Raw genomic sequence first — 23,441 nt, 5'->3', positions numbered from 1 at the left:
GACTTAGTAGCCCACAGAAGCTCCATCTACTCCCCCTAACCTATGACCTGAACTAACGATTCGATAATTATTTTCTAATTTGTTGTTTATAAAATACTTATGTCCTAACGTTTATCAAGCCCCAGAAGAAAGAATTTTGCGCTTTCCATGAAGCCCAGCTGTGGCTGCATGGCGAAGGCCAGCCGGAGCCGGTGGACGCTGATGCGGTCCTGGGTTTTCGTTTGGAGCAGTGGGATTTGGAACTGGCTTACCGTCCAGGCGACTTCGTGCAAGTCAACGCCGGGGTCAACGCCGCGATGGTTGCCCAGGCCCTGGAATGGCTGGCGCCACAGCCCGATGAGCGGGTGCTGGACCTGTTTTGCGGCCTGGGCAACTTTGCCCTGCCACTCGCCAAACAAGTGCGCGAAGTGGTGGCGGTGGAGGGTGTGCAGACCATGGTGGACCGGGCGGCTCTGAATGCCGTCAGCAACAATTTGCATAATGCGCAGTTTTTTCAGGCCGATTTGTCCCAGCCTTTGACCGACGCAGAATGGGCCAAACAGGGCTTTTCTGCGGTACTCTTGGACCCACCCCGTGACGGTGCCCAAGAGGTTGTGCGCAAGCTCGCCACCCTGGGGGCCAAGCGCCTGGTGTATGTGTCCTGCAACCCGGCGACGCTGGCGCGGGACACGGTTGAGTTGGTCAAGCAAGGCTACCGGCTAAAACGTGCCGGGATCCTCGACATGTTTCCGCAAACCGCGCATGTCGAGGCCATGGCGTTATTTGAAGCGGGCTAGGATGCCCGTTTAATCCGACTGGCCTGCGTTCTCCAGGGCCTGTGACCTGCCAGGGAGTTCGCAGTAAAAGGTCGGCGATGATATTGGCGCATTCAAGGTGCGTCGTAGGGAAGGTAAGAGAGATGGTACAGGTGAGAGCACACCAGCCGATCAACACCGACGGCAGTATCAACCTGGAGGCATGGCTGGACCATGCCATCAGTGTCGATCCGGCACTGGACCGTGAAGCATTGAAAGCCGCCTGCGAGTTCGCGCGTGAGGCCGAGCAGCAAGACAATGCGGCGAAAAACCTGTGGGCCGAAGGCACTTCCAGCTTTCGCACCGGGCTTGAGATCGCCGAGATCCTGGCCGATCTCAAGCTGGACCAGGACTCGCTGATCGCCGCCGTGCTCTATCGCGGCGTGCGTGAAGGGCATATCGCGTTGCCGCTGGTTAGCCAGCGTTTCGGCGCCGTGGTGGCCAAGCTGATCGACGGCGTGCTGCGCATGGCCGCTATCAGCGCCAGCCTCAGCCCGCGCCAGTCGATGGTGCTGGGCACCCAGGGCCAGGTCGAGAACCTGCGCAAGATGCTGGTGGCGATGGTCGACGACGTACGCGTCGCCCTGATCAAGCTGGCCGAACGCACCTGCGCGATCCGTGCGGTGAAAACCGCCGACGACGAAAAGCGCAACCGCGTCGCCCGCGAGGTCTTCGACATCTACGCGCCGCTGGCGCACCGCCTGGGTATCGGCCATATCAAGTGGGAGCTGGAGGACTTGTCCTTCCGCTACCTCGAACCCGACCAATACAAACAGATCGCCACCTTGCTGCATGAGCGGCGGCTCGACCGCGAGCGCTTTATCAGCGACGTGATGGGCCAGTTGCGCGCCGAGTTGCAAGCCACCGGCGTTGATGCCGACATCAGCGGCCGCGCCAAGCACATCTATTCCATCTGGCGCAAAATGCAGCGCAAGGGCTTGGCCTTCAGCCAGATCTACGACGTGCGCGCCGTGCGGGTGCTGGTGCCGGAAATGCGCGACTGCTACACCGCGCTGGGCATCGTCCACACCCTGTGGCGGCATATTCCCAAGGAGTTTGACGACTACATCGCCAACCCCAAGGAGAACGGCTACCGCTCGCTGCACACCGCCGTGATCGGCCCCGAAGGCAAGGTGCTGGAAGTGCAGATCCGCACCCACGCCATGCACGAAGAGGCCGAGCTGGGCGTGTGCGCGCACTGGCGCTACAAGGGCACCGACGTCAAGGCCGGGTCCAACCAGTACGAAGAGAAAATCTCCTGGCTGCGCCAAGTGCTGGAATGGCACGAAGAACTCGGCGACATCGGCGGCCTCGCCGAACAGCTGCGGGTGGATATCGAGCCGGACCGGGTCTACATCTTCACGCCTGATGGCCACGCCATCGACCTGCCCAAGGGCGCGACGCCGCTGGACTTTGCCTACCGCGTCCACACCGAGATCGGCCACAACTGCCGGGGCGCCAAGATCAACGGGCGCATCGTGCCGCTCAACTACAGCCTGCAAACCGGTGAACAGGTCGAGATCATCACCAGCAAGCACGGTACGCCGAGCCGCGACTGGCTGAACCCGAACCTGGGCTACATCACCACGTCGCGGGCGCGGGCGAAGATCGTGCACTGGTTCAAGTTGCAGGCGCGCGACCAGAACGTCGCCGCCGGCAAGACCCTGCTCGAACGCGAACTGGCACGCCTGGGCCTGCCGCAGGTGGACTTCGACAAGCTGGCCGAAAAGGCCAACATGAAGATCGCCGAAGACATGTTCGCCGCCCTGGGTGCCGGCGACCTGCGCCTGGCGCAACTGGTCAACCTGGCGCAACAGCTGGTCGAACCGGAACGCGGCAGCGAGCAACTGGAGCTGATCCCGCGCAAAGCCACCGGCTACAAGCCCGGCAAGCGTGGCGATATCCAGATCCAGGGCGTGGGCAACCTGATGACGCAAATGGCCGGCTGCTGCCAGCCGTTGCCGGGCGACGCCATCGTCGGCTACATCACCCAGGGCCGTGGCGTGAGCATTCACCGCCAGGACTGCGCCTCGGTGCTGCAACTGGGCGGGCGTGAGCCGGAGCGCATCATCCAGGTCAGCTGGGGCCCGGTGCCGGTGCTCACCTATCCGGTGGACATTGTGATTCGGGCCTACGACCGTTCCGGCTTGCTGCGTGACGTGTCCCAGGTGCTGCTCAATGAGCGCATCAACGTGCTGGCGGTCAACACCCGCTCGAACAAAGAGGACAACACGGCGTTGATGTCCCTGACCATCGAGATCCCGGGGTTGGACGCGTTGGGGCGGTTGTTGGGGCGGATTTCGCAGTTGCCGAACATCATTGAGACGCGGCGTAACCGCACACCTTGAAGTGTGGGCTGCGGGCTTCTGTGGGAGCTGGCTTGCCTGCGATTGCATCACCTCTGTATTACTGAAACACCGAGGTGTCTGCATCGCAGGCAAGCCAGCTCCCACATTTGATTTTCAGTGTTCTGGAAATATGGGCAGAGATTGACCGATGTATTCACTAGACGACCTGCTGCACCTGATGAACCGCCTGCGCGACCCGCAATACGGTTGCCCGTGGGACATCAAGCAAACCTACGCCACCATCGTCCCGCACACCCTGGAAGAAGCCTATGAAGTCGCCGACGCCATCGAGCGCGGTGATTTCGATCACCTGCAAGGCGAGTTGGGCGACCTGTTGTTCCAGGTGGTGTATTACAGCCAGTTGGCACGGGAAGAAGGGCGTTTCGAATTCGCTGGGGTGATCGACAGCATCACGCGCAAGCTGATCCGTCGTCATCCTCACGTGTTTCCCACCGGCGACCTGTATGCGCCGCTGGATATCCCGCAACTGAGTGAAGAGCAGGTCAAGGAACGTTGGGAGCAGATCAAGGCCGAGGAGCGTGCGGAAAAATCCGACGCGCCGGAGCAGCTCTCCCTACTGGATGATGTTCCTACAGCATTGCCGTCCTTGTCCCGCGCGGCCAAACTGCAAAAGCGCGCCAGCCAGGTGGGATTTGACTGGCCGTCGGCGTTGCCAGTAGTGGACAACGTGCGCGAAGAGCTCGATGAAGTGCTCGAAGCCATGGCCGATAACGACCCGGCGGCTATCGCTGATGAAGTCGGCGACCTGCTCTTTGCCGCGGTCAACCTGGCCCGCCATCTCAAGGTCGACCCGGAAACCGCGCTGCGTGGCGCCAATGCCAAGTTCGAGCGACGTTTCCGATTTATCGAACAGGCATTGCGCGACACGCATCAACCCATAGAAGATTGCACCCTCGAAACGTTGGACGCCCTGTGGGGCGAAGCCAAACGCCAGGAAAAGAACATGTCCAGCTGCGGTTGAGCGGCTGCCTAAGTGAGTAAGCACCATGAGCATTTCCCTTCGCGATCAGTTACTCAAAGCAGGTCTGGTCAACCAAAAGCAGGCCAAGCAGGTCGGCAAAGAGAAGCAGAAGCAGCAGCGCCTGGTCCACAAGGGCCAGATCGAGGCCGATGACACCCAGGCCCGCCTGGCCCAGGAAGCGCAGGCCGAGAAGGTCAAGCGCGACCAGGAACTGAACCGCCAGCAGCAGGAAAAAGCCGAGGCCAAGGCCCGCACGGCCCAGGTCAAACAGTTGATCGAGACTTCGCGCCTGCCGAAGCTGACCACCGAGGACTACTACAACTTTGTGGATGACAAGAAGGTCAAGCGCCTGTCGGTCAACACCTTGATGCGCAACAAGCTGAGCAACGGCTCGCTGGCGATCGTGCACCACGGTGGCAGTTATGAGGTGATCCCGCGTGAAGCGGCGCTGAAGATCCAGGAGCGTGCGCCAGAGCGTATCGTGCAGCTCAATATCCTGACGGAAAGCCAAGTGCCGGATGAGGATGATCCGTACGCCGCCTACCAGATCCCTGACGATCTGATGTGGTAAGGCTGTAGAAACAACAAACCCCGCTCAAAAGGCGGGGTTTTTGTTGTTGGGTACTCCGGCTGCGTGGGCTGGAGTACCTATAGGATTTCGCTGCTCAGGAGCTCTCTGCCTGACGTTTCATCTCAAGTGACTCCAGCTCGTTCTTATAATTATGAGCGTCACTCTCGTTGTGAAACATGCCGACCAGCAGGTCTTGTTGGTGTACATCCCAGATGTGAATCCCATGGCCCAGCGCTTCGTGGGACATATGTGCATCGTCGCGTTCAGTTACTTTTACAGTCATCTGCTTGCTCCAATCTCTGGTGGGTCTGCGGCAAGTCGTCGCAGGCCTCTTTTATATGTTTTGTTAGCTTGCTAAGTAAACCGACTTTTCGCGCAACTATTCATTGCAGGAACTGCAACAGTGCTGCAGGCCTTGAGAATTGGGGGTTTGTGTTGTGGGGGCTGGAGTTTTATGACAGAAGTTTCATGTTCTGAGGCCACTGCCGCCATCGCAGGCAAGCCAGCTCCCACAGGGGAATGCATTCCAAATGTGGGAGCTGGCTTGCCTGCGATGGCGTCAGAAGCTTCTGTACAAAACCATCAGGCAAAAAAAAGCCCCGCATTCAGCGAGGCTCTTTAGTTCATTAGCCCATCAGCTACCTTTGACAGCCTTGCCGTCAACGGTGCCGTCTTGCAGCATGATGTTGTATTCCTTGCCGTCAGTTTCTACCTGACGCAGTGCAACCAGGATGCCGCCCTGGTCCTTGGCGAACCACATCTGGGTAATGCGTTTGCTTTGCGTCGGGTCACGCACGCGCTCAACCTTGATCGCGTCAATGGAGCCGACCTTGGTCTGGACCTTTTCCGGGCCGATCACGCGGAAGTCGTAGGTATCGACGTCGGTACCTTCCACCACGTTGTAGCTCATGCTTTTTTTGCCGGCTGCCACGTCACGTTGCAGGGCCAGTTGGTAGGTCGACTTGTCGAGCATGCCGCTTTGCAGCGCTACGTTGACCGGGTCTTTGTTTTCAAAACCGGTGACTTTCTTGGCGGTTTGGTCGAAGTCCAGGTTGATCTTCTTCGCCTTGCCCAGGCCACCGCGTTCGAAGGTGTAGCTCTTCGGTTGCAGGGTGTCCTTGTCAAATACGATGACGCTGGTTTCGGTCAGGCTGGCGATCATCATCGAAGCCTTGAAGTTCAAGGTCCAGGTGCCATCGCCATTCTTGGCCAGGCTGCGTTCAGCCGAGCCACTCATGGGCAACTGTTTCCAGTCGGCGGTGTAGCTGACGGAGAAAGGGTGAAGGTCTGCCGCTTGCACCGCAGGCAAGGCAAACAGAGCAAAAGCGAAGAGCAAGGCGCGACGCATAAAATCTCCTAGGTTCGAATCAAGTGGCCGCTGGCCGCGAGTAACTGACCGTCCAATAATGCACCCTGGTCACCAAGAATCAACCGCCCCTCGGCAAACCAGCGTACAGCCAACGGGTAAATCCTGTGTTCCTGGGTGTGAACCCGTTGCGCAAGGGTCTGCGCTGAGTCTTCAGACTCTACCGGAACCACTGCCTGTACGACCAGAGGCCCGCCATCGAGTTCCTCGGTGACGAAGTGCACGCTGCAGCCATGCTCGCTGTCGCCGGCGTCGAGCGCCCGCTGGTGCGTGTGCATGCCTTTGTACTTGGGCAGCAGGGAAGGGTGGATATTGAGCAGGCGCCCGTCGTAGTGGCGCACGAAATCAGCGCTGAGGATGCGCATGAAACCGGCCAGGACCACGAGTTTGGGGTTGAAGGCGTCGATCAGTTCGATCAAGGCGGCATCGAAGGCCTCGCGGCCCTCGAAAGCCTTGTGATCCAGGGAGCGGGTGTCGATACCCGCGTCCCTGGCGCGTTGCAGGCCGTAGGCGTCGCTGCGGTTGGAGATCACCGCAGCAATGCGCACCGGGCTGTCGCCGGTGCGCGTGCTGTCGATCAGGGCCTGCAAGTTACTGCCGGTGCCGGAGAGCAGCACCACGACATCACAGGTCTGGGACATCAATGAGCCTTGAGGTTCTTCAGTTCGACCTGGGCTGCGCCTTCTGGAGCAGTGGCGATCTGGCCGATGACCCAAGGCTGCTCGCCCGCTTCACGCAGGACGTTCAGCGCGGTTTCAACGTGCTCTTGCGCCACGCAGATCACCATGCCTACGCCGCAGTTCAGCACGCGGTGCATTTCGGTTTCGTTGACGTTGCCTTTCTCTTGCAACCAGTCGAAGACCGCAGGACGCTGCCAGCTGGCCACGTCGACGATGGCCTGGGCGCCTTTTGGCAGGACGCGCGGGATGTTGTCCAGCAGGCCGCCACCGGTGATGTGGGCCATGGCTTTAACCGCGCCAGTGTCCTTGATCAGCTTGAGCAGGGGCTTGACGTAGATGCGGGTCGGGGCCATCAGCAGGTCGGTCAGTGGCTTGCCGTCGAGCTGGATGTTTTCGATGTCGGCGCCGGACACTTCGATGATCTTGCGGATCAGCGAGTAGCCGTTGGAGTGCGGGCCGGACGATGGCAGGGCGAGCAGGGCGTCACCGGCAGCAACCTTGGAGCCGTCGATGATCTCGGCTTTTTCGACAACGCCGACGCAGAAGCCGGCCAGGTCGTAGTCTTCGCCTTCGTACATGCCTGGCATTTCAGCGGTTTCGCCGCCGACCAGGGAGCAACCCGACAGTTCGCAGCCAGCGCCAATGCCGGTCACTACCTGGGTAGCGGTCTCGACGTTGAGCTTGCCGGTGGCGTAGTAGTCCAGGAAGAACAACGGCTCGGCGCCGCATACCACCAGGTCGTTTACGCACATGGCCACCAGGTCGATGCCGATGCTGTCGTGCTTGTTCAGGTTCAGCGCCAGGCGCAGCTTGGTGCCCACGCCGTCGGTGCCGGAGACCAGCACAGGCTGTTTGTAGCCAGCCGGGATCTCGCAGAGGGCGCCAAAACCGCCCAGGCCGCCCATGACTTCGGGGCGCGCAGTGCGCTTGGCGACGCTCTTGATGCGTTCGACCAATGCTTCACCGGCGTCGATGTCTACACCGGCGTCCTTGTAGCTCAGGGAGGGTTGCTTGCTCATGATCCAGGCCTTTAGGGGGGATTCAGGGGTAACGACCGAGCGGGCAGGCGCTTTTGGTAAAAGGCCCAGCCGTTGACGGTCTGCGAAGGCGCGCGATTTTATCAGGCTTGAGGGGCAGCGGCCATCCTCGGGCCGACGGGCAGGGCGATATAGCTTAAAAAAGCCGATTAAAAAAATGCTAATCGGCTCTGCCTTGGTGCGTATTAAGGTATAGCCTTGAACCCGCTATCGTTATGACAGTACGAAAACTTACCAAGACCCTGTGAATGTTTTACCGGTCGCTGTGGTCACAGCCTTGCGCAACCGAGTTCACGCGGTCTGTTCCAGCCGCTAAATTTGTCGTTCGGGAATCTTTCATGCGTCTGTGTAAATTCTTCTTTGTAGGCTGCTTGTCGTTGGTCAGCCTGGCGAGTCATGCCGAAACCCTCAATGGCCTCTATCAAGTACTTGAACCGGTCAGCAGCCAGTCGCCACAAGAGCGCGACCAGGCGACCCAGCGCGCCGTGCAGACCCTGGTAATCCGCCTCACCGGCGACGCCAAGGCGGCCGACGGCCCGGGCCTTGCGGCGATTCGCAAGGACCCGCAACAAATCATCAGCCAATACGGCTACGACGCCGGCCCGCCCGAGAGCTTGCAAGTGGATTTCGACCCGGTGACGACCGACCGTGTCTTGCGTGACGCCGGCCTGTCGATCTGGGGCAGCAATCGGCCATCGATCCTCGGCTGGTGGCTGAACGACTCCACCGAAGGCAGCAGCCTGGTGGGCGATGGCCAAAGCGTCGCCCAGGCCTTGCGTCGCGCGGCGCAACACCGAGGCTTGCCGTTGCGCCTGCCGTTGGGTGATCTGGACGAACAGGTGGTCGCCACTGCGCCGAATCTGGAAAGCGCCGACGCCACGCCACTGCGCGCCGCCTCTGAGCGCTACGGCGCGGATGCCTTGCTGGCGGTGCATGCGCGGCAGGAAGGCAATCAATGGCAGGCCAAGTGGCGTTTGTGGTTGGGCGACAAGAGCGAGCAGGGCAGCGTCCAAGGTGCCGATACCGCTGCCGTGGCCGATGCGGTGATGTTGGCCGTCAGCCAGAAGCTGGCGCCGCGCTTTGCGGTCAAACCTGGCGTCAGTGCCGAACAGCTGCTGGAGGTGCAGGGCATGACGCTGGAGCGCTACGCCGCCCTGGGGCATTTGCTCGAACCGTTTGGTGGTCAGCCGCTGCTGGTGGATGGCGATCGTATTGTTTACCGGGTCAACGGCAGTGCCGAGCAGTTGCGCAGCCAGTTGAGCCTGGCCAAATTGCAGGAGGTTGCGCCGGGTGAAGTGCCGGCTGCGGCGGGTGGTGCTCCAGAACCGCAGGCGCAACTGCGCTTTCACTGGTAAACGTTCTTCCTTATATAGAAGCAATGGAGTGGTTTATGGCGGATACGCGTCGTTGGGTGTGGATTGGCGGGATCGTCCTGCTGTGTGCATTTGTTTTCTTGCTGCATTCGATCCTGACGCCGTTCTTGGTTGCGTTGCTGTTGGCCTATCTGTTTGATCCCGTGGTGGATCGCCTGGAGAAAGCCGGCTTGTCACGTACCTGGGGCGTGGTGGCGGTGTTCGCCCTGTTTACCTTGATCGTCACGGCCCTGGTGCTGGTGCTGGTTCCGATGCTGGCCAAGCAGCTGTTCCGTCTGTATGAGCTGGCGCCGCAGATGCTTGATTGGCTGCAACATACGGCGATGCCGTGGGCCCAGGCCAAGTTGGGGCTGTCGGATGGCTTCTGGAAGTTCGACAAGGTCAAGGCCGCAATCAGCGAGCATATGGGGCAGACCACCGACATCGTCGGCATGGTGCTCAGCCAGGCCACGGCGTCCAGCCTGGCACTGATCGGCTGGTTGACCAACCTGGTGCTGATCCCGGTGGTGGCGTTCTACCTGCTGCGTGACTGGGACATCATGATGGCCAAGATCCGCAGCCTGCTGCCGCGCAATCGCGAGGAGCGCATCGTCTCCCTGGCGGAGGAATGCCATGAAGTGCTCGGCGCATTCGTGCGTGGGCAGTTGTTGGTGATGCTGGCCTTGGGGGTTATTTATGCCGCTGGCCTGATGGCGATCGGCCTGGAGCTCGGCCTGTTGATTGGTCTGATCGCCGGTCTGGCGGCCATCGTGCCGTACATGGGCTTTGTGATCGGTATCGGTGCGGCGCTGGTGGCGGGGCTGTTCCAGTTCGGTGGTGACCTTTACCCGATGTTGGGGATTGTCGCGGTGTTCATGGTCGGCCAGGCCTTGGAAGGCATGGTGCTGACGCCTCTGCTGGTGGGGGACCGGATCGGCCTGCACCCGGTGGCGGTGATCTTTGCGATCCTGGCGGGCGGTGAGCTGTTCGGCTTTACTGGCATCTTGCTGGCGCTGCCGGTGGCGGCGGTGATCATGGTGCTGGTGCGCCATGTGCACGATCTGTACAAGGATTCGGATGTGTATACGGGCGTCGAAGACCCTGATCTGTAAACCTTGTGTCACAAACCCGGCCTGGCCGGGTTTGTTGTTTCTGGTGTCAAACAATTTGCGCAAAACCGGCAAGTTAACGCAAACCTTTGATTTTGCTTGTGGTCTGCTGCATTGTGCGCCCGGCTTCACGGGTATAAACTTTGCAAACTTTACACAGAGGCCACTAGCGGTTCGTTTGGAGCCGTTCAGTCAGCATGAAACCGATTCAGCTGCCCTTAGGTGTGCGTCTGCGTGACGACGCCACCTTTATCAACTACTACCCAGGCGCCAATGCCGCTGCACTCGGCTATGTCGAGCGGCTCTGCGAAGCCGACGCCGGGTGGACCGAAAGCCTGATCTATCTGTGGGGCAAACACGGCGTAGGGCGTACTCACCTGCTGCAGGCCGCGTGCCTGCGCTTCGAGCAGATGGGGGAGGCGGCGGTTTACCTGCCGCTGGCTGAATTGATGGATCGTGGCATCGGCATCTTCGACCACCTTGAGCAATACGAGCTGGTCTGCCTGGATGACCTGCAGGCGATCGCCGGCAAGGCGGAGTGGGAAGAGGCGCTGTTCCATCTGTTCAACCGCCTGCGTGACAGCGGCCGACGCTTGCTGATCGCCGCATCGACCTCGCCGCGCGAGCTGCCGGTCAAGCTGGCTGACCTCAAGTCGCGCCTGACCCTGGCCCTGATCTTCCAGATGCGCCCGCTCTCCGACGAAGACAAACTGCGCGCCCTGCAATTGCGTGCATCCCGTCGCGGCCTGCACCTCACTGACGAAGTCGGGCACTTTATCCTCACCCGTGGCACCCGCAGCATGAGCGCGTTGTTCGATTTGCTCGAACAGCTCGATCAGGCCTCCTTGCAGGCCCAGCGCAAGCTGACCATTCCCTTCCTCAAGGAAACCCTCGGCTGGTAGCCAGCCCTTTGTTTTCGGGGCTTTCGGCAAACTCCAGGCGCCAGAAAACCTGCGTTTGGGCCACTTTGGCCACGCAAAAGGCGCGTATAGGGTGTTAAGGGCTTAGATGTCATAGTCCAAACAAGAAGTCACATAGATCACGATTGAATTTGCAAATCGATGTGATAGAGGGCATAGTCTCGGCTTCTTTACACATCAGCCACGGTCGTGCCCATGCTAAATCGCTTCGCACCCCTCGTGCCTCTCGCACTCGTTACCCTGTTGTTTGGTTGCGCTTCCCACCCTCAACAGGTGGTTGAGCAGCAAAAACCCCAGGTTCAAAATCAGGCAAAATTCGTCGCTGCACAGTCTGCTTCTGTTTATGAAGAAGAGCTGGCGACTGAAAAGGAACTGGGCGCCTTCGCCGGCAACAAGCCTTACCAGCTTCCCGTCCTGGCCGACAGCATCCTCGAACGCGGCATGTCCCTGATCGGTACCCGTTACCGTTTCGGCGGTACCTCTGAAGCCGGTTTCGACTGCAGCGGTTTCATCGGCTACCTGTTTCGCGAAGAAGCTGGCATGAACCTGCCACGCTCCACTCGCGAGATGATCAACGTGAATGCACCGTTGGTCGCGCGCAACAACCTCAAGCCCGGTGATCTGCTTTTCTTCAGTACGGCTGGCCGTGGCCGCGTAAGCCACGCCGGTATCTACCTGGGCGATAACCAGTTTATCCACTCCAGCAGCCGTCGCAGTGGCGGTGTTCGAGTCGACAACCTGGGCGACAGCTACTGGAGCAAAACCTTCATCGAAGCCAAGCGTGCACTCGCCATGGCCCCGACCACGGTTACCGCTAGCAAGTAAACTTAAAGTGATACTTGAAGTTTGACGTGTAAGCGCTAGAATCCCTGGATATTGTTGTAATCCGTACGCGCGAGCTTTGCTTGCGCGTTCTGGTTTTCAGCGTTCGGCAGCGAAAGCCGCATCCAGACCAGGATTGTTCTGCACATGTCGACCTCGGCCCGCCTGATCCTCATTCTCTGCGCCGCGCTGCTCAGCGCCTGCGCCAGCCGCCCACCGCCTGCACCCTTAGCGGTGAAGCCCAAGCCGGTGTTCAACTACGCCACCCAGAATTTCTCGCCGGCAGCCGAAGACGTGCTCTTTCGCGCGCTGGGCCTGGTCGGCACGCCTTATCGTTGGGGCGGCAACACGCCGGACTCGGGCTTTGATTGCAGCGGCTTGATCGGCTTTGTGTTTCGTGACGCCGCCGGCATCTCCTTGCCGCGTACCACCCGTGAACTGATCGTGATGCGCGCGCAGGATGTCAGTGAGCAGAACCTGCAAACGGGTGACCTGCTGTTCTTCGCCACGGGCGGCGGCTCCCAAGTCAGCCACGCCGGGATCTACGTGGGCGAGGGCCGCTTCGTACACGCGCCGCAAACCGGCGGTACGGTGAAGCTGGACACCTTGTCCAAGGCGTATTGGCAGAATGCTTACCTGAGTGCCAAGCGCGTGTTGCCAGGGAATCTGGCGCGCAATCCCTGAATTGAATGCAGAGCTAAATGTGGGAGCGAGCAAGCCCGCTCCCACATTGGTTTGTGGTGGTCTTGAGGTGGGTTACTTAGCCGCTGAAACCCGCCACACCTTATTCCCCACATCATCTGCCACCAGCACCCCTCCCTGCTGATCAACCACCACGCCCACCGGCCGGCCCATGGCTTTCTCGTCTTTGTCGAGGAAGCCGGTCAGCACATCCACCGGCTGGCCCTTGGGCTGGCCAGCCTCGAACGGGACGAAGATCACCTTGTAACCACTGTGGGGCTTGCGGTTCCACGAGCCGTGCTGGCCGATGAATGCGCCACTAGTGAAAGGCGCAGGCAATTTGCTGCCTTCGGCAAACGTCAGACCGAGCGAGGCGGTGTGTGGGCCCACGGCGTAGTCGGGCGCAATCGCCTTGGCCACCAGGTCGAGGTTTTGCGGGTTGACTCTCACATCCACATGCTGCCCGTAGTAGCTGAACGGCCAGCCATAGAAGCCACCATCCTGCACCGAGGTGATGTAGTCCGGCACCAGGTCGCTGCCGATCTCATCGCGTTCGTTCACCGCTGTCCACAGCTTGCCGCTTTGCGGTTCCCAGGCCATGCCGTTGGGGTTGCGCAGGCCTGAGGCGAAGATGCGGTGCTGGCCGCTGGCGCGGTCCACTTCCCAGATCGCCGCCCGACCTTCTTCTGCCTGCAGGCCGTTTTCACCGACGTTGCTGTTAGAGCCAACGCTTACGTAAAGCTTGCTGCCGTCCTTGCTCGCCACCACGTTTTTGGTCCAGTGGTGGTTGATGCTGCCGCCGGGGAGGTCGACGACCTTGGTGCCGGCTTCCTTGATCGTGGTTTCACCCGGTTGGTAGGGGAAGCGCAGCAGCTTGTCCGAGTCCGCCACATACAGGTCATTGCCAACCAGGGTCATGCCGAACGGCGAATTGAGGTCTGCCAGGAAGACCGTGCGGGTCTCGGCGATGCCGTCGTGGTCGGCATCGCGCAGCAACGTGATGCGGTTCGGGCTAGGCACGCCAGCACCGGCTCGGCCCATGACCTTTTCCATCACCCAGCCACGAATGCCTTTTGAGTCATCGGGTTTGGGCGGTGCATTGGTTTCTGCCACCAGCACGTCGCCATTGGGCAGTACATAGAGCCAGCGCGGGTGGTCGAGGCCCTCGGCAAACGCCGCTACCTGGGTGCCCGCAGCGGCAGTTGGCTTCGCGCCCTCAGGCCAGCCGATGGCGGGTGCGATGTTGACCGTGGGGATCAGGGTCTTGTTCGGCTCTGGGAGCTTGGGGGAGGGGCCGGTGCCGTCAGACACTTGCAAGGTCGAGCTTTCACCGCAGGCGACGAGGGCGCCTGCGCACATGATCAGTAGGGCAAGTCGGGTCTTGTGCATGGTTTTCTCCTGGGTACCTGTAAGGGTAGAGGCGCGCGGCGGTCCGATGGTTCAAGTGCGAAGCCAGCTTTAATTGACGCTCCACCCCCAACCCTCTACCCTTCGCGACTTGTTCCAGGTGCTCTGTGACCCACGGGTCGACGGAGTGAAACAGGGAAGCCGGTGAGCGAGCGCACTTGTCCACAGTGCTGCCGCAATTCCGGCGCTGCCCCCGCAACGGTAAATGAGTCAAGACCCTGCTTTTGCCACTGTATCGCCCCGCGATATGGGAAGGCGCAGTGTCGGCAAGCGCGCCACTCATGAGCCCGGAGACCGGCCTGAAACATCCAACAGCATCACGGTGGGCGATGCTTGGCTGTCTGTTTTTTCTTTTTCCTGCCCGCCGTTTTTGTCCAGCCCCAACGGAGAGCTGCCATGACCGATTCCCCCGACCGCGACGAACGCCACCTGGCGCGCATGCTGCGCAAAAAAGCCGTGATCGACGAGCGCATCGCCAATTCCCCCAACGAGTGCGGCCTGCTGCTGGTGCTGACCGGCAACGGCAAAGGCAAAAGCAGCTCCGCGTTCGGCATGCTCGCCCGCGCCATGGGCCACGGCATGCAGTGCGGCGTGGTGCAGTTCATCAAAGGGCGTAACAGCACGGGCGAAGAGCTGTTCTTCCGCCGTTTCCCCGAGCAAGTGCGCTTCCACGTCATGGGCGAAGGCTTCACCTGGGAAACCCAGGACCGCCAGCGCGACATCGCCGCCGCCGAAGCCGCGTGGAAAGTTTCCCGCGAACTGCTGCAAGATCCGGCCATCGGCCTTGTCGTCCTTGATGAACTGAACATCGCTCTCAAGCACGGCTACCTCGACCTCGACCAGGTGCTCAGCGACCTGCAAGCGCGCCCACCGATGCAGCACGTGGTGGTCACCGGCCGTGGCGCCAAGCCTGAATTGATCGAAATGGGCGACACCGTCACCGAAATGGGCATGCTCAAGCACGCATTCCAGGCCGGTATCAAGGCACAGAAGGGCGTCGAACTTTGAATCAGCCCCGTCATTGCCCGGCCGTATTGATCGCCGCACCGGCGTCCGGCCAGGGCAAAACCACCGTCACCGCCGCGCTGGCCCGTTTGCACCGCAACCTGGGGCGCAAGGTGCGCGTGTTCAAATGCGGGCCGGACTTTCTCGACCCGATGATCCACGAGCGCGCCAGCGGTGCGCCGGTGTATCAGTTGGACATGTGGATGGTGGGCGAGCAGGAAAGTCGCCGCCTGTTGTGGGAAGCCGCCGGCGAGGCCGACCTGATCCTCATCGAAGGCGTCATGGGCCTGTTCGACGGTACCCCCTCCAGCGCTGACCTGGCCCGCCACTTCGGCGTGCCGGTACTCGGTGTGATCGACGGCACTGCCATGGCCCAGACGTTTGGCGCATTGGCCCTGGGTCTGGCGCGTTATCAGCCGGACCTGCCGTTCGCCGGCGTGCTGGCCAACCGCGTCGGTACCCTGCGCCATGCGCAATTGCTCGAAGGCAGCCTCACCGAAGGCCTGCGCTGGTACGGCGCCTTGTCCCGCGAGACCGGCATCGAATTGCCAAGTCGTCACCTGGGCCTGGTGCAAGCCAGCGAACTGAATGACCTCGACGTGCGCCTCGACGCCGCCGCCCAAGCGTTGGGCAGCAGTTGCGAAGTCGCCTTGCCGCCGCCGGTGACCTTCGCCGCGCCTGAAGTCATCAAGGCCGAGCCGTTGCTCGACGGTGTGCGCATCGCCGTGGCCCGCGATGAAGCCTTCGCCTTTACCTACGGCGCCAGCCTTGACCTGTTGCGGGCGATGGGCGCCGAGTTGCACTTCTTCTCGCCGATCCATGATCGTGAATTGCCTGACGTAGACAGTCTGTATCTGCCGGGCGGCTACCCGGAATTGCATCACCAGGCGTTGTCGGAAAACACCGCGATGCTGGAGGCGATCCGCGCCCATCACGCGGCCGGCAAGCCGTTGCTCGCCGAGTGCGGCGGCATGTTGTACCTGCTGGACTCGCTCACCGATGTCGCCGGCCAACGTGCCGAGTTGCTCGGCTTGTTGCCGGGCGACGCCGTGATGCAGAAGAAGTTGGCTGCCCTGGCCCTGCAAAATGTCGAGTTGCCGGAAGGCGTGCTGCGTGGGCATACCTATCACCACTCCCTGACCAGCACCGACTGCACGCCGATTGCCCGTGGCGTGAGCCCCAATGGCGGGCGTGGCGCCGAGGCGGTTTACCGACAGGGGCGGATGACGGCTTCCTACGTGCACTTTTACTTCCCGTCGAATCCGGCGGCGGTGGCGGCACTGTTTGCGCCAGACCGGGAGGCCGCCATCGCAGGCAAGCCAGCTCCCACCTCGACCGCGTCGATCGATCCAAATGTGGGAGGCAAGCCAACCCCCACCTCGACAGTGTTCGCCGATCCAAATGTGGGAGCGGGCTTGCCCGCGATAGGGCCATGACTGACAACGCCTTCCCCCAAGCCGACCGCGACGCCGTCTACCGCGCCATCGCCGAACGCCGCGACATGCGCCACTTCACCGGCGGCACGGTTGCCCCCGAACTGCTCCACCGCCTGCTCCAGGCCGCCCACCAGGCGCCGAGTGTCGGCCTGATGCAACCCTGGCGCTTCATCCGCATCAGCGACCGCCCCCTGCGTGGGCAAATTCAGCAGTTGGTGGAAGAAGAACGCATCCGCACCGCCGAAGCCTTGGGTGAACGCTCCGACGACTTCATGAAGCTCAAGGTCGAAGGCATCCACGATTGCGCCGAGGTACTGGTGGCGGCATTGATGGACGACCGCGAGCGCCACATCTTCGGCCGTCGTACCTTGCCGGAGATGGACATGGCCTCGTTGTCCTGCGCGATCCAGAACCTGTGGCTGGCCGCTCGTGTGGAAGGCCTGGGCATGGGCTGGGTCTCGCTGTTCGAACCCCAGGCCCTGGCCGATCTGCTGGGCCTGCCCTCCGGCGCCAAACCCCTGGCCGTGCTGTGCCTGGGCCCGGTGGCCGAGTTCTATCCGGCACCGATGTTGCAACTCGAAGGCTGGACCGAACCACGGCCGCTGAGTGACATGTTGTATGAAAATGTGTGGGGAGTGAGTCAATGAGTGTGGCCTTGCTGTGTGTCGCCGCCGTCGCGCTGGATGCGCTGCTGGGCGAGCCCAAGCGCTGGCATCCGCTGGTGGCGTTCGGCAATTTCGCCGGGCGCATCGAGCAACGTTTCAACACCGGTGGCCGTGGCTGGCGCAGCCATGGCGTGACCGCGTGGTTTATCGCCGTGGTGCCGCTGACCTTGCTGGCCACCGCGTTGTCGTGGGCGCCGTATATCGGCTGGGTCCTGGAGATCCTCGCGCTGTACTGCGCCCTTGGCATGCGCAGCCTGGGCGAACACGTGATCCCGGTGGCCCAGGCCCTGCGCAGCGACGACCTGGACGAGGCGCGCCAACGCGTGAGTTACCTGGTGAGCCGGCAGACCAGCGAGCTGGACCGCACCGAAGTCGCCCGCGCCGCCACCGAATCGGTGTTGGAGAACGGCAGTGACGCGGTGTTCGCCGCACTGTTCTGGTTTGTGGTGGCCGGCGTCCCGGGCGTGGTGCTTTACCGCCTGAGCAACACCCTGGATGCCATGTGGGGCTATCGCAACGAACGCTTTGAGCGCTTCGGCTGGGCGGCGGCCAAGATCGACGACGTACTCAACTATATTCCTGCGCGCCTGGTGGCACTGACCTACGCGCTGCTGGGCAAAACCCGCCTGGCGCTGAAATGCTGGCGCACCCAAGGCCCGACCTGGGACAGCCCCAACGCCGGCCCGGTGATGGCGGCGGGGGCGGGCGCCCTGGGTGTCGAACTGGGCGGCGCGGCGATTTATCACGGCGAAGTCCACCAGCGTCCGCAGCTTGGCGAAGGCCCGGCGGCGGATGCGGATTCCATAGACCGAGGCTGGCAGCTGGTGCAGCGCGGCGTATGGTTGTGGCTGCTGATTCTCTGCGCGGGGGCGCAATTCTATGCTTGAACACGGTGGCCGGCTGCGCAAGGCGGCGATTCAGTACGGGATTGCCGAGGCCGACTGGCTCGATCTGTCCAGCGGCCTTGCGCCGTGGCCCTGGCCGATCCCGGAGATTCCGCTGCGCGCCTGGGCGCGCTTGCCCGAGACCGACGACGGCCTGGAACGCGCCGCCAGCGAGTACTACGGCGCCGCGCATGTATTGCCGGTGCCCGGTTCCCAGGCCGCGATCCAGTTGCTGCCGCGCCTGCGCCGCGCGGGCAAGGTCGGCGTGCTGTCGCCGTGCTACGCCGAACACGCCGAAGCCTGGCGCCGCGCCGGTTATGTGGTGCGCGAAGTGCTGGAGCAGGAAGTCGATTTCTTCCTCGACGGCCTCGACGTGTTGGTGGTGGTCAACCCGAACAACCCCACCGGCCTGAGCCTGACCCCGGAGCGCATGCTGGATTGGCACGCGCGCCTGGCGCAACGCGGCGGCTGGTTGGTGGTGGATGAAGCGTTCATGGACATCACCCCGCACCTGAGCCTGGCCAGCCAGGCTCACCAGGTCGGGCTGATCGTACTGCGCTCGTTCGGCAAGTTCTTCGGCCTCGCCGGAGTACGCCTGGGCTTCGTGCTTGCCGAGCGCAAGTTGCTCAAGCTGCTCGCCGAACAGGTCGGGCCGTGGGCGGTCAGTGGGCCGACCCGCGTGCTGGGCCAGGAGTGCCTGCTCGACGTGGCCGGGCATACACGCCAGCGCAAGCGCTGTGTCGACGCTGGCGAGCGGCTGTTTGCAGTGCTTGAGCGCCACGGCTTGCAACCCCAGGGCGGCTGCGCCTTGTTCCAATGGCTGATCACCCCGCACGCCGAGCGCCTGCATGAATTCATGGCCCAGCGCGGCATCCTGCTGCGCCTGTTTGTGCATGACAGCAGCCTGCGCTTTGGCCTGCCCGACACCGAAGCCGACTGGCAGCGCCTCGACGCGGCACTGACCGCCTACAAGGACGCCTCATGAGTACGTTGATGGTGCAAGGCACCACCTCCGATGCGGGCAAAAGCACGCTGGTGACCGCACTGTGCCGCTGGCTGGTACGCCAGGGCGTGGCCGTGGCGCCGTTCAAGCCGCAGAACATGGCCCTCAACAGCGCCGTGACCGCCGAAGGCGGCGAAATCGGCCGCGCCCAGGCCGTGCAGGCCCAGGCTGCCAACCTGGCGCCGCACACCGATATGAACCCGGTGCTGCTCAAGCCCAACAGCGACACCGGTTCCCAGGTCATCATCCACGGCCGCGCCGTGACCAGCATGAACGCCGTGGCCTATCACGACTACAAAGCCATCGCCATGCAAGCGGTACTGGCCTCGCACGCACGCTTGAGCCAAGCCTATCCGGTGGTGATGGTAGAAGGCGCGGGCTCCCCGGCGGAGATCAACCTGCGCGCCAATGACATCGCCAACATGGGCTTCGCCGAAGCGGTGGATTGCCCGGTGCTGCTGATCGCCGATATCAATCGCGGCGGCGTGTTTGCCCATCTGGTCGGCACCCTGGAATTGCTCTCGCCGACGGAACAGGCGCGGGTCAAAGGCTTCATCATCAACCGTTTTCGCGGCGATATTGCGTTGTTGCAGCCAGGCCTGGATTGGCTGGAGGCGCGCACCGGCAAACCGGTGGTGGGCGTGCTGCCCTACGTGATGGACCTGCACCTGGAGGCCGAAGACGGCATCGACCGACGCCAGATCGACAAAGCCGCCCAGGTGCTCAAAGTGGTGGTGCCGGTGTTGCCGCGCATCAGCAATCACACGGATTTCGACCCGCTGCGCCTGCATCCCCAGGTGGATTTGCAGTTCGTCGGCCCCGGCCAGCCGATTCCGCCGGCCGACCTGATCATCCTGCCCGGCTCGAAAAGCGTGCGCAGCGACCTGGCCTATCTGCGTGCCAATGGCTGGGACAGCGCCGTGGGGCGGCACTTGCGCTACGGCGGCAAGGTGCTGGGGATTTGCGGTGGTTTGCAGATGCTGGGCGAGCAGGTGCATGACCCGCTCGGTTTGGAAGGGCTCGCAGGTTCCAGTGATGGCCTGGGGCTGTTGGCGTTCAGCACGACGCTGGAGGAAGAGAAACAGCTGCGCAATGTGCGTGGGCGGTTGCTGCTGGAAGACGCCGAGGTCAGTGGGTATGAGATTCATGCGGGCGTGACGTCTGGCAGCGCGCTGGTGAACGCCGCCGTGTTGCTGGATGACGGTCGCAGCGACGGCGCACAGAGTGCGGACGGACAAATCCTCGGCACCTACCTGCATGGCTTGTTCGAAACGCCGGCAGCGTGCAGCGCCTTGTTGCGCTGGGCGGGGTTGCAGGATGTGCAGGAAGTGGATTACCACGCGCTGCGCGAGCGTGATATCGAGCGCTTGGCGGACTTGGTGGAGAACCATCTGGATACCGAATTGCTGCGCAAGCTATGCGGGATTTGACGGTCCCACAGTTGACCTGGTTTGACTTAAAGGTATGACCCTATGCTGCAACTGATCCTCGGCGGCGCCCGTTCCGGCAAGAGCCGCCTTGCTGAAAAACTCGCCAGCGACAGCGCGCTGCCGGTCATCTATATCGCCACCAGCCAACCCCTGGACGGCGAGATGAACGAGCGCGTCGCCCTGCATCGCCAGCGCCGTCCCGAGCATTGGGGGTTGATCGAAGAACCCGTCGAACTCGCACGGGTGCTGCGTGAGCACGCTGCGGCCGACGTCTTCCTGCTGGTGGACTGCCTGACCCTGTGGCTGACCAACCTGCTGATGCTCGAAGACCCGCAGCGCCTGGCGTTCGAGCGTGATCAACTGCTGGAAACCCTGGCCACGCTGCCGGGTGAAATCATTTTTGTCAGCAACGAGACCGGAATGGGTGTCGTGCCGCTGGGCGAATTGACTCGCCGCTATGTGGATGAAGCCGGTTGGCTGCATCAAGCCTTGGCCGAGCGTTGTCAGCGTGTTGTCCTGACGGTTGCCGGCCTGCCCCTGACTTTGAAAGGTACTGCGTTATGACTGACACCTGGTGGCTCAACCCTTGTAAGGCAATCGACGCTAGTGCGTACGAACAGGCCCTGGCACGCCAGCAGCAACTGACCAAGCCGGCCGGTTCCCTCGGTCAGCTGGAGGCGTTGGCGGTGCAGTTGGCGGGTTTGCAGGGCCAGGTCAAACCCTCGGTAGAAAAGCTGTGGATTGCGATCTTTGCCGGCGACCACGGTGTGGTGGCGGAGGGCGTGTCGGCGTTCCCCCAGGAAGTGACCGGGCAGATGCTGCATAACTTTGTCAGCGGGGGCGCGGCGATCAGCGTGTTGGCGCGGCAGTTGAACGCGCAATTGGAAGTGGTCGATCTGGGCACCGTGACGCCGTCCTTGGACCTGCCTGGGGTACGTCACCTGAATATCGGCGCGGGCACCGCCAACTTTGTCAACGGCCCGGCGATGACGAGTGCTCAGGGGCGCCTGGCCCTGCAAGCCGGTCGCGACAGTGCCTTGCGTGCGTTGCAAGGTGGGGCGCACTTGTTTATCGGCGGCGAGATGGGCATCGGCAACACCACCGCCGCCAGTGCGCTGGCGTGTGCGTTGCTCGATTGCCAGGTCAGCGACCTGACAGGCCCGGGCACCGGGCTGAATGCCGAGGGCGTCAGCCACAAGGTGGCCGTGATCGAACGTGCGCTGGCGTTGCACGCCGGGCAGCGTGGTGATGCGCTGCAAACCTTGTTCAACCTGGGGGGCTTTGAAATTGCCGCGCTGGTCGGCGCCTACCTGGCCTGCGCCCAGGCAGGCATCGTGGTGTTGGTGGATGGGTTTATCTGCACCGTCGCCGCGCTCGTGGCCACGCGCCTGAACCCGGCGAGCCGCGAATGGCTGGTGTTCGGCCATCGGGGCGCCGAGCCGGGTCATCGACATGTGTTGCAAAGCCTCGACGCGCAACCGCTGCTGGAGCTTGGCCTGCGCCTGGGTGAAGGCAGTGGCGCGGCGCTGGCCGTGCCGCTGCTGCGCCTGGCCTGTGCGCTACACGGCCAGATGGCGACATTCGCCGAAGCCGCCGTGGCAGACCGCCCGGCATGACTTTGCACCTGGACCTGCTGCGCCACGGCGAGACCGAGCTGGGCGGCGGCCTGCGCGGCAGCCTGGACGACGCGCTCACTGCCAAGGGCTGGGCGCAGATGCGCGCCGCCGTGGTGGCGCAGGGGCCGTGGGATCGTGTGGTCAGTTCGCCGTTGCAGCGTTGCGCACGGTTTGCCGAGGAGTTGGGTGCGCAACTTGAGGTGACGGTGAGCCTGGAGAAGGATCTGCAAGAGCTGCATTTTGGCGCTTGGGAAGGGCAAAGCGCGGCGGCACTTATGAAGACCGACGCCGAAGCGCTCGGCTTGTTCTGGGCCGATCCCTACAGCTTCACACCGCCGCAGGGCGAGCCGGTCAGCGACTTTTCCGACCGTGTTCTCGGCGCCGTCGCACGCTTGCATCAGGCTTATGCCGGTGAGCGCGTGTTGTTGGTCAGCCATGGCGGCGTCATGCGCCTGCTGTTGGCGCGTGCGCGTGGGTTGCCCCGGGAGCAGTTGCTGAATGTCGAAGTCGGCCACGGTGCGCTGTTCAGCCTGCACGTCGCGGCTGATGGCGTATTGAAGGAAGGGGGTTGAGCATGCTGCCGTTCTGGATCGCCCTGCAATTTCTCAGCAGCCTGCCGATTCGCCTGTCGGGAATGCCGCAGCCACAGGAATTGGGGCGTTCGTTGCTGTTTTATCCGCTGGTCGGCTTGCTGTTCGGCGGGCTGCTGTGGGGTTTGAACGCGGTGTTGATGGGCGCGCCCTTGCTGCTGCATGCCGCGCTGCTGTTGACGGCCTGGGTGCTGCTCAGTGGTGGCCTGCACCTGGACGGCCTGGCCGACAGCGCCGACGCCTGGCTCGGCGGCTTTGGCGACCGCGAGCGCACCCTCGCCATCATGAAGGACCCGCGCAGTGGGCCGATTGCCGTAGTCACCCTGGGCTTGGTGCTGCTGCTCAAGTTCACCGCGCTGGTGGCGTTGATCGAACAACACAACGGCGCGGCGCTGATCCTTGCGCCGCTGATCGGCCGGGCGTCGATGCTCGCACTGTTCCTGACCACACGCTACGTGCGCGCAGGTGGATTGGGTCAGGCGTTGTCGGATCATTTACCCCGAGTTGTCGGCCAACAGGTGCTGATCCTCAGCGGCCTCGCGTGCCTGCTGATCGGTGGCTTCAGCGGCGGGATTGCGGTGCTGCTCGCGGCGCTGTGCTTTGTCGGCCTGCGCCACCTGATGGTCAAGCGCCTGGGCGGCACCACGGGCGACACCGCTGGTGCCTTGCTGGAGCTGCTGGAAGTTGCGGTTTTGGTCGGCTTGGCGCTGTAACACTTTCTTGCATTCTCTTAATCGCGGGTA

At 62.4% G+C, this 23,441-nt stretch carries 23 protein-coding genes, 1 pseudogene and 1 riboswitch; of the genes and pseudogenes, 19 read left to right on the top strand and 5 right to left on the bottom strand.

The window, feature by feature from the left end; all coding sequences use genetic code 11:
• Positions 1-128 precede the first annotated feature (128 nt).
• From rlmD to J1G37_RS21375, 4 genes and pseudogenes are all read left to right on the top strand, one after another.
• Positions 129-776: pseudogene (gene rlmD, locus J1G37_RS21390) on the top strand (23S rRNA (uracil(1939)-C(5))-methyltransferase RlmD); the annotation flags it as partial.
• Positions 777-898: 122 nt separating this feature from the next.
• Complete coding sequence (relA, locus tag J1G37_RS21385; protein WP_207045301.1) at positions 899-3,142, top strand: GTP diphosphokinase; 2,244 nt, start codon at positions 899-901, stop codon at positions 3,140-3,142.
• Between the two features lie 148 nt (positions 3,143-3,290).
• The gene (gene mazG / locus J1G37_RS21380) at positions 3,291-4,124 is read left to right on the top strand and encodes a nucleoside triphosphate pyrophosphohydrolase (protein ID WP_207045299.1); all 834 of its coding nucleotides are present in this window, start codon (positions 3,291-3,293) and stop codon (positions 4,122-4,124) included.
• Between the two features lie 25 nt (positions 4,125-4,149).
• Entirely contained in the window at positions 4,150-4,695 is a 546-nt protein-coding gene (locus J1G37_RS21375; protein WP_017734625.1) for a DUF2058 domain-containing protein, read from the top strand.
• A gap of 94 nt (positions 4,696-4,789) precedes the next feature.
• Here J1G37_RS21375 and J1G37_RS21370 read toward each other — a convergent pair whose 3' ends face one another.
• The 4 genes from J1G37_RS21370 to purM all read right to left on the bottom strand — a co-directional run bounded on the left by J1G37_RS21370 (position 4,790) and on the right by purM (position 7,760).
• The gene (locus J1G37_RS21370) at positions 4,790-4,978 is read right to left on the bottom strand and encodes a hypothetical protein (protein WP_017734626.1); all 189 of its coding nucleotides are present in this window, start codon (positions 4,976-4,978) and stop codon (positions 4,790-4,792) included.
• Positions 4,979-5,329: 351 nt separating this feature from the next.
• Positions 5,330-6,043, bottom strand: coding sequence for a DUF3108 domain-containing protein (locus tag J1G37_RS21365; RefSeq protein ID WP_207045296.1), 714 nt, complete (start codon positions 6,041-6,043; stop codon positions 5,330-5,332).
• Between the two features lie 8 nt (positions 6,044-6,051).
• Positions 6,052-6,702 (bottom strand): phosphoribosylglycinamide formyltransferase, encoded by a 651-nt coding sequence (gene purN / locus J1G37_RS21360; RefSeq protein WP_207045294.1) that lies wholly within the window; start codon positions 6,700-6,702, stop codon positions 6,052-6,054.
• Positions 6,702-7,760: a phosphoribosylformylglycinamidine cyclo-ligase gene (gene purM, locus J1G37_RS21355; protein WP_005790182.1), complete on the bottom strand. Its 1,059-nt coding sequence runs from the start codon at positions 7,758-7,760 to the stop codon at positions 6,702-6,704. The genes purN and purM overlap by 1 nt, the downstream gene beginning before the upstream one ends.
• 356 nt (positions 7,761-8,116) lie before the next feature.
• Between purM and J1G37_RS21350 the strand changes: the two genes are divergently transcribed.
• The 5 genes from J1G37_RS21350 to J1G37_RS21330 all read left to right on the top strand — a co-directional run bounded on the left by J1G37_RS21350 (position 8,117) and on the right by J1G37_RS21330 (position 12,665).
• A complete protein-coding gene (locus J1G37_RS21350) occupies positions 8,117-9,133 on the top strand; it encodes a DUF2066 domain-containing protein (RefSeq protein WP_207045292.1) in 1,017 nt (338 codons plus the stop codon).
• 35 nt (positions 9,134-9,168) lie between these two features.
• Positions 9,169-10,242 carry an AI-2E family transporter gene (locus J1G37_RS21345; RefSeq protein WP_207045289.1) on the top strand — a complete coding sequence of 358 codons (1,074 nt, stop codon included), beginning with the start codon at positions 9,169-9,171 and terminating at the stop codon, positions 10,240-10,242.
• Positions 10,243-10,436: 194 nt separating this feature from the next.
• The gene (gene hda, locus J1G37_RS21340; protein WP_017734631.1) at positions 10,437-11,141 is read left to right on the top strand and encodes a DnaA regulatory inactivator Hda; all 705 of its coding nucleotides are present in this window, start codon (positions 10,437-10,439) and stop codon (positions 11,139-11,141) included.
• Between the two features lie 213 nt (positions 11,142-11,354).
• Positions 11,355-11,984 carry an NlpC/P60 family protein gene (locus tag J1G37_RS21335; protein ID WP_026136507.1) on the top strand — a complete coding sequence of 210 codons (630 nt, stop codon included), beginning with the start codon at positions 11,355-11,357 and terminating at the stop codon, positions 11,982-11,984.
• 144 nt (positions 11,985-12,128) lie between these two features.
• Positions 12,129-12,665, top strand: a complete 537-nt coding sequence (locus J1G37_RS21330; protein ID WP_207045286.1) for a C40 family peptidase — start codon at positions 12,129-12,131, stop codon at positions 12,663-12,665.
• 72 nt (positions 12,666-12,737) lie between these two features.
• Here J1G37_RS21330 and J1G37_RS21325 read toward each other — a convergent pair whose 3' ends face one another.
• Positions 12,738-14,051: a sorbosone dehydrogenase family protein gene (locus tag J1G37_RS21325; protein ID WP_207045284.1), complete on the bottom strand. Its 1,314-nt coding sequence runs from the start codon at positions 14,049-14,051 to the stop codon at positions 12,738-12,740.
• 99 nt (positions 14,052-14,150) lie between these two features.
• Positions 14,151-14,387: riboswitch (cobalamin riboswitch) on the top strand.
• A 78-nt stretch (positions 14,388-14,465) separates the two neighbouring features.
• Between J1G37_RS21325 and cobO the strand changes: the two genes are divergently transcribed.
• The 10 genes from cobO to J1G37_RS21275 are packed head-to-tail and all read left to right on the top strand — an operon-like array spanning position 14,466 to position 23,411.
• Positions 14,466-15,077 carry a cob(I)yrinic acid a,c-diamide adenosyltransferase gene (gene cobO, locus J1G37_RS21320; RefSeq protein ID WP_207045281.1) on the top strand — a complete coding sequence of 204 codons (612 nt, stop codon included), beginning with the start codon at positions 14,466-14,468 and terminating at the stop codon, positions 15,075-15,077.
• Positions 15,074-16,510, top strand: coding sequence for a cobyrinate a,c-diamide synthase (locus J1G37_RS21315; RefSeq protein WP_242551681.1), 1,437 nt, complete (start codon positions 15,074-15,076; stop codon positions 16,508-16,510). The genes cobO and J1G37_RS21315 overlap by 4 nt, the downstream gene beginning before the upstream one ends.
• Positions 16,507-17,157 (top strand): 5,6-dimethylbenzimidazole synthase, encoded by a 651-nt coding sequence (gene bluB / locus J1G37_RS21310; protein ID WP_207045278.1) that lies wholly within the window; start codon positions 16,507-16,509, stop codon positions 17,155-17,157. The genes J1G37_RS21315 and bluB overlap by 4 nt, the downstream gene beginning before the upstream one ends.
• A complete protein-coding gene (gene cbiB / locus J1G37_RS21305) occupies positions 17,154-18,062 on the top strand; it encodes an adenosylcobinamide-phosphate synthase CbiB (RefSeq protein WP_124526555.1) in 909 nt (302 codons plus the stop codon). Before bluB ends, cbiB begins: the two co-directional genes overlap by 4 nt.
• Positions 18,055-19,044 carry a threonine-phosphate decarboxylase CobD gene (gene cobD, locus J1G37_RS21300; protein ID WP_207045274.1) on the top strand — a complete coding sequence of 330 codons (990 nt, stop codon included), beginning with the start codon at positions 18,055-18,057 and terminating at the stop codon, positions 19,042-19,044. The genes cbiB and cobD overlap by 8 nt, the downstream gene beginning before the upstream one ends.
• Positions 19,041-20,492, top strand: coding sequence for a cobyric acid synthase (locus J1G37_RS21295; protein WP_207045271.1), 1,452 nt, complete (start codon positions 19,041-19,043; stop codon positions 20,490-20,492). The genes cobD and J1G37_RS21295 overlap by 4 nt, the downstream gene beginning before the upstream one ends.
• A gap of 42 nt (positions 20,493-20,534) precedes the next feature.
• Complete coding sequence (gene cobU, locus J1G37_RS21290; protein ID WP_207045268.1) at positions 20,535-21,056, top strand: bifunctional adenosylcobinamide kinase/adenosylcobinamide-phosphate guanylyltransferase; 522 nt, start codon at positions 20,535-20,537, stop codon at positions 21,054-21,056.
• The gene (gene cobT / locus J1G37_RS21285) at positions 21,053-22,108 is read left to right on the top strand and encodes a nicotinate-nucleotide--dimethylbenzimidazole phosphoribosyltransferase (RefSeq protein ID WP_207045265.1); all 1,056 of its coding nucleotides are present in this window, start codon (positions 21,053-21,055) and stop codon (positions 22,106-22,108) included. Before cobU ends, cobT begins: the two co-directional genes overlap by 4 nt.
• A complete protein-coding gene (gene cobC, locus J1G37_RS21280) occupies positions 22,105-22,680 on the top strand; it encodes an alpha-ribazole phosphatase family protein (RefSeq protein ID WP_207045263.1) in 576 nt (191 codons plus the stop codon). Before cobT ends, cobC begins: the two co-directional genes overlap by 4 nt.
• A 2-nt stretch (positions 22,681-22,682) precedes the next feature.
• Positions 22,683-23,411, top strand: coding sequence for an adenosylcobinamide-GDP ribazoletransferase (locus J1G37_RS21275; RefSeq protein WP_207045261.1), 729 nt, complete (start codon positions 22,683-22,685; stop codon positions 23,409-23,411).
• Positions 23,412-23,441 lie beyond the last annotated feature (30 nt).

The organism is Pseudomonas sp. Marseille-Q1929 (assembly GCF_017316265.1).
Lineage (GTDB): Bacteria > Pseudomonadota > Gammaproteobacteria > Pseudomonadales > Pseudomonadaceae > Aquipseudomonas.
The sequence above is the reverse complement of the archived record's forward strand: the minus strand, read 5'-3'. Positions and strand labels throughout refer to the sequence as shown.

What these genes read in the sequence shown, in the direction of transcription:
- cobT (WP_207045265.1), top strand. Translation starts at nt 21,053, where the DNA reads ATGACTGACACCTGGTGGCTCAACCCTTGTAAGGCAATCGACGCTAGT.
- J1G37_RS21330 (WP_207045286.1), top strand. Translation starts at nt 12,129, where the DNA reads ATGTCGACCTCGGCCCGCCTGATCCTCATTCTCTGCGCCGCGCTGCTC.
- cobO (WP_207045281.1), top strand. Translation starts at nt 14,466, where the DNA reads ATGACCGATTCCCCCGACCGCGACGAACGCCACCTGGCGCGCATGCTG.
- hda (WP_017734631.1), top strand. Translation starts at nt 10,437, where the DNA reads ATGAAACCGATTCAGCTGCCCTTAGGTGTGCGTCTGCGTGACGACGCC.
- J1G37_RS21275 (WP_207045261.1), top strand. Translation starts at nt 22,683, where the DNA reads ATGCTGCCGTTCTGGATCGCCCTGCAATTTCTCAGCAGCCTGCCGATT.
- J1G37_RS21375 (WP_017734625.1), top strand. Translation starts at nt 4,150, where the DNA reads ATGAGCATTTCCCTTCGCGATCAGTTACTCAAAGCAGGTCTGGTCAAC.
- J1G37_RS21335 (WP_026136507.1), top strand. Translation starts at nt 11,355, where the DNA reads ATGCTAAATCGCTTCGCACCCCTCGTGCCTCTCGCACTCGTTACCCTG.
- J1G37_RS21365 (WP_207045296.1), bottom strand. Translation starts at nt 6,043, where the DNA reads ATGCGTCGCGCCTTGCTCTTCGCTTTTGCTCTGTTTGCCTTGCCTGCG.
- purM (WP_005790182.1), bottom strand. Translation starts at nt 7,760, where the DNA reads ATGAGCAAGCAACCCTCCCTGAGCTACAAGGACGCCGGTGTAGACATC.
- relA (WP_207045301.1), top strand. Translation starts at nt 899, where the DNA reads ATGGTACAGGTGAGAGCACACCAGCCGATCAACACCGACGGCAGTATC.
- cobD (WP_207045274.1), top strand. Translation starts at nt 18,055, where the DNA reads ATGCTTGAACACGGTGGCCGGCTGCGCAAGGCGGCGATTCAGTACGGG.
- mazG (WP_207045299.1), top strand. Translation starts at nt 3,291, where the DNA reads ATGTATTCACTAGACGACCTGCTGCACCTGATGAACCGCCTGCGCGAC.
- purN (WP_207045294.1), bottom strand. Translation starts at nt 6,702, where the DNA reads ATGTCCCAGACCTGTGATGTCGTGGTGCTGCTCTCCGGCACCGGCAGT.
- J1G37_RS21325 (WP_207045284.1), bottom strand. Translation starts at nt 14,051, where the DNA reads ATGCACAAGACCCGACTTGCCCTACTGATCATGTGCGCAGGCGCCCTC.
- bluB (WP_207045278.1), top strand. Translation starts at nt 16,507, where the DNA reads ATGACTGACAACGCCTTCCCCCAAGCCGACCGCGACGCCGTCTACCGC.
- cbiB (WP_124526555.1), top strand. Translation starts at nt 17,154, where the DNA reads ATGAGTGTGGCCTTGCTGTGTGTCGCCGCCGTCGCGCTGGATGCGCTG.
- cobC (WP_207045263.1), top strand. Translation starts at nt 22,105, where the DNA reads ATGACTTTGCACCTGGACCTGCTGCGCCACGGCGAGACCGAGCTGGGC.
- J1G37_RS21370 (WP_017734626.1), bottom strand. Translation starts at nt 4,978, where the DNA reads ATGACTGTAAAAGTAACTGAACGCGACGATGCACATATGTCCCACGAA.
- cobU (WP_207045268.1), top strand. Translation starts at nt 20,535, where the DNA reads ATGCTGCAACTGATCCTCGGCGGCGCCCGTTCCGGCAAGAGCCGCCTT.
- J1G37_RS21345 (WP_207045289.1), top strand. Translation starts at nt 9,169, where the DNA reads ATGGCGGATACGCGTCGTTGGGTGTGGATTGGCGGGATCGTCCTGCTG.
- J1G37_RS21295 (WP_207045271.1), top strand. Translation starts at nt 19,041, where the DNA reads ATGAGTACGTTGATGGTGCAAGGCACCACCTCCGATGCGGGCAAAAGC.
- J1G37_RS21350 (WP_207045292.1), top strand. Translation starts at nt 8,117, where the DNA reads ATGCGTCTGTGTAAATTCTTCTTTGTAGGCTGCTTGTCGTTGGTCAGC.